Annotated in this window: 3 protein-coding genes; 2 read left to right on the top strand and 1 reads right to left on the bottom strand. The window is 63.7% G+C overall.

Going from position 1 to position 9,376, the window contains the following annotated elements:
• Positions 1–108: 108 nt before the first annotated feature.
• Positions 109–6,510, bottom strand: coding sequence for a non-ribosomal peptide synthetase (locus BLU37_RS19415; protein ID WP_090207754.1), 6,402 nt, complete (start codon positions 6,508–6,510; stop codon positions 109–111).
• 515 nt (positions 6,511–7,025) lie between these two features.
• On the opposite strand from BLU37_RS19415, the gene BLU37_RS19410 reads away from it, so the two are divergent.
• Complete coding sequence (locus BLU37_RS19410; protein ID WP_090207751.1) at positions 7,026–7,832, top strand: helix-turn-helix transcriptional regulator; 807 nt, start codon at positions 7,026–7,028, stop codon at positions 7,830–7,832.
• An 80-nt stretch (positions 7,833–7,912) separates the two neighbouring features.
• Positions 7,913–9,355, top strand: a complete 1,443-nt coding sequence (adeC, locus tag BLU37_RS19405; RefSeq protein ID WP_090207749.1) for an AdeC/AdeK/OprM family multidrug efflux complex outer membrane factor — start codon at positions 7,913–7,915, stop codon at positions 9,353–9,355.
• Positions 9,356–9,376: the final 21 nt, after the last annotated feature.

Genomic DNA, 9,376 nt, shown 5'->3' with positions numbered 1-9,376 from the left:
TGTGATACCTGCTTTTAATTCGGAAACGGTTGACGAGAAAGTCCATTTTCAAAGGCAACGAAGTCGCCGTAGTGCGCATCCCTGTACTGAGGTCACCGCCGGCCGCCCCTACAGGCGGCGCTTGCGGTTCAGCGTCGGGATGGTCGTGGCCGGCACCTGCACCTGCTGCATATGCCCCACGGACTTGGCCGCCAGCGCGGCCAGCGTCGGCTGGTTGAACACCTCCCGGGCATCGGCGTTCAGGCCCGCCTGACGCATGCGCGCCACCAGGCTGACCGCCAGCAGCGAGTGCCCGCCCAATTCGAAGAAGTGATCGTTGCGCCCCACCCGCTCGACCTTCAGCACTTCGGCCCAGATCTGCGCCAAGGCGGTTTCCACCGGTCCCTGCGGCGGCTCATAGTCACGGCTGATCACCGCATCCTGGCCCGGCGCCGGCAACGCGCGGCGGTCGAGCTTGCCGTTGGGACTCAACGGCAGGGCCTCAAGCTGCACATACGCCGAAGGCACCATGTAGTCCGGCAGCAACGCCAGCAGGTAGCTGCGCAAGCTCTCGATCGTCGGCACCTGGCCGGCTACCCGGGGGGTGAAATAGGCCACCAGTCGTTCATCGCGCATCAGCACCGCCACTTCGCGCATCGCCTCATGCCCCAACAGCGCGGCCTCGATCTCCCCCAGCTCCAGGCGCAGGCCATGCAGCTTCACCTGGAAGTCATCCCGACCGAGGAACTCAAGGTTGCCGTCCGGGCGATAACGCACCAGGTCCCCGGTACGGTAGAGACGGTCACCGGCCACGAACGGACTGTCGATAAACCGTTCGGCGGTCAACTTCGCCAGGCCCAGGTAACCCCGGGCGACGCCGACACCGCCAATATGCAGTTGCCCACTCACCCCCATCGGCACCGGCCGGTCATGGGCATCGAGGACATACACCCGGGTGTTGCAGATCGGTCCGCCAATCGGCAGTTGCAGCGCCGGTACCGGCGCGCCCGGTTCCAGAGTCCACGCCGTGCTGTCGACCGTGGCTTCGGTCGGCCCGTAGACGTTGTGCAGGCGTACCCACGGCAGCTTGGCCTGTACCGCCTGGGCCAGCGCTGCGGTGAGTTCACCGCCGCCACAGAACACATCGCTCAGGCTGGCGCACTGGCCGACCTCGTCCTGTTCGAGGAACTGCTGCAGCATCGCCGGAACGAACTTGATCACGCGAATGCCCTGTTCGCGAATCAGGCGGATCAGGTACTGCGGATCACGATGCCCGTCGGGCCGGGCCAGAACCAGACGCATGCCGGTGGTCAGCGGCCAGAAAAACTCCCAGACCGAACCATCGAAACTGAACGGGGCTTTCTGCAGCAGACCGCTGTTGCCCATGTCCGGACACAGCCTGGAACTCCAGCGCACCAGGTTGCACAGGCCGCGGTGTTCGAGCGCGACGCCCTTGGGCGTGCCGGTCGAGCCCGAGGTGTAGATCACGTAAGCCAGGCTCGACGGTCCGAGATCGGGTACGCTCGGGTCACTCACCGGCTGGTCGTGCCAGGTGTTGCGGTCGAAATCGATCAGCGGGATGTTCACCGGGCCCAGCAACTCGCGCGTGGCCTGGTGCACCAGCACCGCCACCGCCGAACAGTCCTGCAGCATGTAGCTCAGGCGCTCGACCGGATAACCCGGATCCAGCGGCACATAGGCACCGCCGGCCTTGACGATGGCCCAGAGGCCGATCACCAGGTCCAACCCGCGCTCGACACAGATCGCCACCCGTGCATCCGGCCGCACGCCCTGCTCGCGCAGGTGGCAGGCGAGCTGGTTGGCCTGTTCGTTGAGTTGGCGATAGCTCAGTTGCCGCTCGCCGGCCACCAGGGCTACCGCATCCGGGGTACGCCGCACCTGCTCCTCGAACAGTGCCTGAATGCAGTGCTGCGACGGATAGTCGACGGCAGTGGCGTTCAGGGTCTCGAGCAGATGCCGCCGCTCGGCCACCGGCAGGATCGGCAGGCGGCTCAGCGGTGTATGCGGTGCCTGCTCCAAAGCCTGCGCCAGCTCTTGCAGCGTCGCGCCCAGATAATCCAGCACCCGCGATGCACCCAGGCTTCTCGGTGCCATGGCCGCCAAGCGGAACCCATCGCCGAAGTCATCGACCGAGAGCATCACCAGGTAACTGACGATCTGCGCACTGTCGAGCAGTTCGACCCCGGTCAGGCTCGACGCCTGGGCAAGTTCGGCAGTATGTCGATAGTTGAGCAGGCTGTTGAACAGCGGCGTATTGGCCGCCACCGCACTGCAGCGCTGCACCAGCGCCAAGGGCGCGTGCTCGTGGGCCAGCAAGGCACTGAGCCGCTCATGGGTATGGCGGACCCCGGCCAGTACATCACGCCCGCCCAGGCCAACCCGCAACGGCAGGGTATTGATGAACATGCCCAAGGCCCGATCGGCCCCCGCGCCGGCCTGCAGGCGTCCCAGCAACACCGTACCGAAGATGACATCGTCGCGTCCCGACAGACCGCCCAGCACCTGAGCCCAGGCCAGATGGAAGAGAGTCGCCGGGCTCACGCCCAACTGCCGCGCCTGAAGACGCAGACGCTGGCCGAGTTCTGGCGCCAGGGGACGCTCGATACGTTCATGGTCGTGACTGTCGTCGTGGCGGCGCTGCATGCCGAAGGCCAGCGTCGGCTCATCGACATCCCCCAGCAGCGAGCTGAAGAACGCCTGGTGTTCAGCCTCCCGGGCGTCCAGGCGAACCTGGGCCACGTAGTCGCGATAAGGCACCGGGGGCGCCAGGCACTGCGCCTGCCCCTGCATGTGAGCTTCGATTTCCGCCAGCAGTACAGTGGTGGAAGTGGCATCGTTGACCAGGTGATGGAAACGCAGCAGGCCGAGCCAACGCCGATTGGCCGGGTCTTCAACGCCCGCCAGCGCCAACAGCGGCGCTCGGCGGATATCCAGCGGTTGCAGGCCCGGATCGAAACGCGCCAGCAATTGCCCGGCGACATCTTCCTCGCCGGCCTGCGACTCGATCAGCTCGAACGGCAGCGGCGCCTGGCGCCAGACCACCTGCATCGGCTGCTCAAGATCTTCCCAGACCAGGCTGGTGCGCAGAATGTCATGCCGTGCGATCACCGCCTGCAGCGCCTGGGCAAAAGCCTCCAGACGCTGGCGATCATCGAAGGCGAATAACGCGTATTGCTGATAGGGGTCGCGCCCGACAGCCGTCATGTGGTGATAGAGCAGCCCCTCTTGCAGGGGGGCCAGCGGGTAGATTTCCTGCACATTGGCCGCACCGCCCGGCACACCGGCGACGATCCGATCGATGGCACCCTGCTCCAACTGCGCCAGCGCCAACATCGACGCCGTGATCTGTTGGCAATCGGCAGGAACCCGGTTGGCCGGCACCTCGATGGCGCGCCCCGCGTCTACGGCAGCAGCCAGTGCCGCCAGGGTCGGCTGGCTGAACAGTACCCGGACATCGGCATACAGGCCGGCCTGACGCATGCGTTCGACCAGCGTCACCGCCAGCAGCGAGTTGCCGCCCAGTTCGAAGAAATGGTCCTGGCGCCCGACCCGCTCGACCTGCAGCAACTCGGCCCAGATCCGCGCCAGGGTGGTTTCGGCGGCGCTCTGGGGCGCCTGGTAGTCACGACTGACCAGTGCTTCGGCGGTCGGGGCCGGCAGGGCCTTGCGGTCGAGCTTGCCGTTGGCCGTCAGCGGCCAGGCATCGAGTTGTACATAGGCATTGGGCAGCAGATGCCCCGGCAGGCGGGTCTGCAGATAAGCATGCAGCGTCTGCGCCGACAACGCCTGCGATGCGATGAACCAGGCCAACAGGCGGCCCTCGCGCAACTGCACCACCGCCTCGCGCACCGCCGGATGATGGGCCACCGCCGCCTCGATCTCGCCCAACTCGACCCGCACACCGCGGATCTTTACCTGGTCGTCATTGCGCCCCAGGTATTCCAGGCTGCCGTCTTCACACCAGCGCGCCAGGTCGCCGGTGCGGTACATGCGAGCCCCGGACGCAGTGCCATAGGGGTCGTCAAGGAAACGCTCGGCGGTCAGTTCGGCACGGTTCAGGTAACCCCGCGCCACCCCGACGCCCCCGATGTACAACTCGCCAACGGCACCAATGGGCAGCAGACGCTGGCGTTCATCCAGCAGATAGATGCGCGTGTTGGCCACCGGACGGCCGATCGTCAGGACCCCGCCAGGCTCCAGGGTGCCGGACGTGGCGACCACCGTGGCTTCGGTCGGCCCATAGTTGTTGACCACGGCGAAACGCCGGGCCTGGTTGAACTGACGCAAACGGTCACCACCGATCAGCAACGTGCGCAGGGTCGGGTGTTCGAGCTGGCGACTGAAGGCGTATTCGGCGACCGGAGTGGGGAGGAAACTGATGTCCAGCGGTTGGGCACACCACCAGGCCAACAGGGCGTCGATATCCTCGGCGCCCGGGGAAGCCGGTGCCAGGTGCAGGGTCGCACCGGCGCAGAGGGTCGGCCAGATTTCCCAGGCCATGGCATCGAAACCGAACCCGGCTACGCTGGACACCTGGCTGTGCTGATCGAGATCAAAGGCGCGGTTGTGCCAGTCCACCAGATTGGACAGCGTGCGGTGTTCGACCATCACGCCCTTGGGCAGGCCAGTGGATCCAGACGTGTAGATCACATAAGCCAGGTGCTGCGCGCCGAGCCCGGCCACCTCAGGGTTGGTATCGCTGCCCGCGTGCCAACGGGGGTTGTCCAGTTCGATCAGCGGCACCGACAGGTGCGGCAGACGCGTCAGCAGTTCGGCCTGGGCCAGCACCGCCACCGGCGCGCTGTCGTCAAGCAGATAGGCCAGGCGCTCATCAGGATGACTCGGGTCCACCGGCACATAGGCGGCACCGGACTTGAGGATTGCCAACAGCGCCACCAGCGTCTCCAATCCGCGCCGGGCAACGATAGCCACCCGGTCGTCCGGTCGCACACCCTGCTCACGCAGATGGGCGGCCAGGGCATTGGCCCGCCGGTTCAGCTCGGCGTAACTCAACGTGCGGCCCTGGTGCAGGACGGCCAGGGCATCAGGCCTCGCGGCGGCCTGCTCCTCGATGCGCTGGTGAATGGTCACGTCGCGTCGGTAGTCGGCAGCCTGGTCGTTCCAGTGCGCCAGGCGCTGGGACTCTGCTGGCGTGAGCAGCGAAAACGCTGCCAGCGGCCGTTCGACATTGGCCAAGCCCTGTTCGAGAACATGGATGACCCGCCCGGCCAACGCCTGGACTTCAGCGGCGTCGAAGTACGCCGTGTCATAAACGCAATGCATCCAGGCCTGGTCGTTGAAACGATTGCTGCGCAGATGGATCGCCAGCGGCATCGATGCGTGGCGATTGGACACCTTGACCGTGTGCCCCCGGGCTTCGCCGTAACGGTAGTCATGATCATCCTGCTCGTAGGATGCCGACACCTCGAACAGTTGTGCGCGGTCCTCACGCAGCAGACCGAGGCCGCGGTTGAGTTCGCTCAGGGGAAAACGCTGGTGACGCAGATCCTGTCGGAGCACTTGAGCGATACCGCGCACCAACTCGCCGAACGCGATATCGTCGGGAAACGCCAGGCGCGCCGGACTGACCTGGGCGAACAATCCCAGGGTCGCCTTGAATCGGGCGTGGGTACGGTTGAGGATCGGCAGCCCGACCACCCATTCGTCACGCTGGTGGCTGCGGGTGAAGCACAGGTACAGGGCCGCCAGCCAGACATGGAAGGCCGAGGCTTGACAGGCCTTCGCCAGGCTTTTCATACGTTCGTGCAACGCCGTGGGGAACGCCAGCACCAGGCTGTCACCGGTCGTCGCGGCAGCGCCCGGGCGTTCACGATGACGGGGCAGCAGCATCGGCTCGGGGTGCGTGCGGTATTTGTCGAACCAGTAGTCGCGATCACGCCAGTAGCGTGGCGACGCCTGGTAGAGCCGGTCCTCGTGGATGAAGTCGGCATAGGATGTCGTCGCCTCGCCCACCTCCTCGCCCCGGGCCAGCGCGCTATAGATACGACCCAGATCCGCGAGCATCAGGCCGAAGCCCCAGCCATCGAGAATCAGGTGATGTGCCTGAGTGCCCAGCAGGTAGTGACTGTCACTCAGGCGCATCAGGGAGAACCGAAACAGCGGCGAGCCATCCAGCGGGTAAGCCTGGGCCATTTGCTGCGCGATCAGGGCCTGGGCGGCGGCGAGCGGCTGGGCATGATCGACGAAGCTGTACAGCGGCACCCGCACCTCGAGCGTCTGGGCGAAAGTCTGTTGTGGCAAACCCTCGACGCCGGGCTGCAACACCGTGCGCAGGGCATCGTGACGCTGCACCAGGCATTCGATCGCCCGGCGCAACAGCTCGGGATCCAATGTCCCGGATAACTCTACATAACCACCAATGTTGTATAGCGGCGAATCACCGCGAGTCGACTGGTCCAGCCAGATATCACGCTGGGCGGCGGTCAAGGGATACGCACCAGGCGCCAGGCAGGTGTCCTGCGCCGTAATGGCAGGCAAAAACGTCTCCATAAGATCCTTCTCATGTGTTGATTCAAAGACTCAGGCGCTAATCAAACAATCACAACGCACTGACGACAGCCATTCAATCGGGACCTGCTGGAGGCGATTCCCGTAATCCATGACACGCACTCATTCGGGCCAGTGTGGACGATTTACCTGTCACGGTTTGCTCGAATGAACTGCATACAAACGCCTTAAACCGTGTAGGACATCAGCTATCCGAATGAACGAATGCATTACGAAAAATATTAGATAAAATCTAAAATTATTTAAAAATCAATAAGTTAAAAAAATAAAAAAATGGAACCAAATGCTCGACTCCATGGTCTCGCGCGGCGGAAATGCCAAATTATCCGAGTGGTTTCCATGTCATCTTGTGTCCCCGTTTTCCGCTACAGACGTAGAACGTCCGTATAAGATTAAATCCGGGCTGAAATCCTCTTCAGGGAGAAGAGAGAGCTTGCGAACACGGATGCCAGAGCATTCCCTCCCGGCAATCGGTCCGGATCAAGGATGATAAGAACATGAGTCTTGGCAGCAGCATGACGAACCTGGAAAGCCCGCATTTCTACTCCGAACTCGGCCGGCTCATTTCCAGCACCGGTGACGATCACTTCGCGACGAAAATGCTCCAACTGGTGGATAAGCTGGTACCCGTCAGCCTGGTCGAACTCAGTGAATGGACCCTGGATGAACATCAGGCCAGCGTGCTGGATATCAAACCGCTCGGTTACGCCAGCCACACGCCCGACTGCCCGCCCGCTCCCATGCTGCACCATCCTGATAATCACCTGCTGCTGGAAAAGATGATCGAGATGGACGACTCGCTGCTGATTCACATGAATGCCCGCAGCAGTGGTCCTGGCACCGTAGAGATGGACCACCAGTGCAACCTGGTATCACGCACCGACAATCGACGCTGGGTGATCTCGCTGTGTCGTCCGCCGAACCGCCCCGTGTTTTCGCTGACGGAAATGTCGTTCCTCAAAAACCTCTCGGATACCCTGCTGCCGCTGACCGAACGCCACGCCCGGATAAGTCGGCAAGAAGCGGCGAAGGCCTTGAGAAACAGCCCAACCGGCACTGCCGGCGAGCTGGAGCGCAAGCCACTTGAACAGGCCTTCGAGGAACGCCTGGCACTGGAGGAAATCGTGCTCTCTGCCAGGGAAAGGGAAGTCTGCCTTGGGCTGCTCAGCGGCTGCACCGTGCCACGGCTGGCCGAACAACTCAGCGTCAAGAACAGCTCGATCGAGACTTACCTCAAGCGTGCCGCGAGCAAGCTTGGGGTCAGTGGCCGGCATGGACTCATTCGCTGGATGGCCGGAGCGTGAATCTGCCACCCCTTTCAATTATTTCAAGCGTAGGCAGCGCTCGGACAGCACCTGCCCTACTGCGTATACGAGGCACCTCAATGAACAAGTCCCCGCTCTCTCTGCTGGGTATGGCCCTGCTGCTCGGCGGCTGCTCGCTGATACCGGAATATCAGCAACCCGCCTTGCCCACTGCCGATCAGTATCCATCAGGGCCGGCTTACGCGGCGTCACCCGCCGGCGCTACCACTGTGGCGCCCGGTGCCGACTGGCAGCAGTTGTTCCAGGACCCGTCGTTGCGCCAACTGATCGCCAACTCGCTGAACAACAACCGCGATCTGCGGGTAGCCGTGTTGAACGTGCAAGCCTTCCAGGCTCAGTATCGGATTCAGCGGGCCGACCTGTTCCCGGCGGTTTCCGCCAGTGGCAGCGGTACCCGTCAGCGGGTCCCCAGCAGCCTGACCGGCACCGGCAAGTCGGCAATCTCTTCGAGCTATGCAGCGAACCTGGGCATCAGCGCCTATGAACTGGACCTGTTCGGGCGGGTGCGCAGCCTGACCGACCAGGCGATGGACAACTATCTGGCCACCGAAGAGGCCCGCCGCAGCACCCATATCAGCCTGGTGGCGAACGTTGCCAATGCCTATCTGACCTGGCGCGCCGATCAGGAACTGCTGGCCTTGAGTCGCAAGACCCTGGAGGCCAACGAGGAAAGCCTGCGCCTGACCCAGCACAGCCGTGAAGCCGGCAAGATGTCGACCCTCGACACGCTCCAGGCGCAGACCAGCGTCGAGAGCGCCCGAGCCAGCGTCGCCAATTATCAACGCCTGGTGGCCCAGGACCTGAACAGCCTGACCCTGCTGGTCGGCGCGCCGGTCTCCGAAACCCTGCCCGGCCTGCCGCTGGCCAACGAACTGTTGGCGCAGGTTCCGGCCGGCCTGCCCTCGGATCTGTTGCAACGGCGCCCGGACATCCTCCAGGCCGAGTACAAGCTCAAAGCCGGCAACGCCAATATCGGCGCGGCGCGGGCAGCGTTCTTCCCCAGCGTGACCCTGACCGCCAATGCCGGCAGCTCCAGCAATGAACTGTCGGGATTATTCAAGGCCGGCTCCGGCAGCTGGTCCTTCCAGCCACAGATCAACCTGCCGATCTTCAACGCTGGCAGTCTGCGGGCCAGTCTGGATTACGCCAAGCTGCAGAAAGACATTCTGGTGGCGCAGTACGAAAAGTCGATCCAGACCGCCTTTCAGGAAGTTGCCAATGGCCTGGCGGCCCGCAAGACCTACAACGAACAGCTCGGTGCTCAGCGCGACCTGGTGAACGCGACCCAGGCCTACTATGACCTGGCCCAGCGCCGCTACCGTACCGGGGTCGACAGCAGTCTGGTGTTCCTCGATGCCCAGCGCTCACTGTTCACTGCCCAGCAAGGGTTGATCAACGACCGGCTCGCACAGCTGGTAGCCCAGGTCAATCTATACACCGCACTGGGTGGAGCCTGGGCGCAGCCTGCGAACAACCTGGCACTGTCCGATGTGCAACGCTGAAACCTTGGCGCGACGCGCCCC

This window comes from Pseudomonas asplenii (genome assembly GCF_900105475.1).
Taxonomy (GTDB): domain Bacteria; phylum Pseudomonadota; class Gammaproteobacteria; order Pseudomonadales; family Pseudomonadaceae; genus Aquipseudomonas; species Aquipseudomonas asplenii.
The sequence above is the reverse complement of the archived record's forward strand: the minus strand, read 5'-3'. Positions and strand labels throughout refer to the sequence as shown.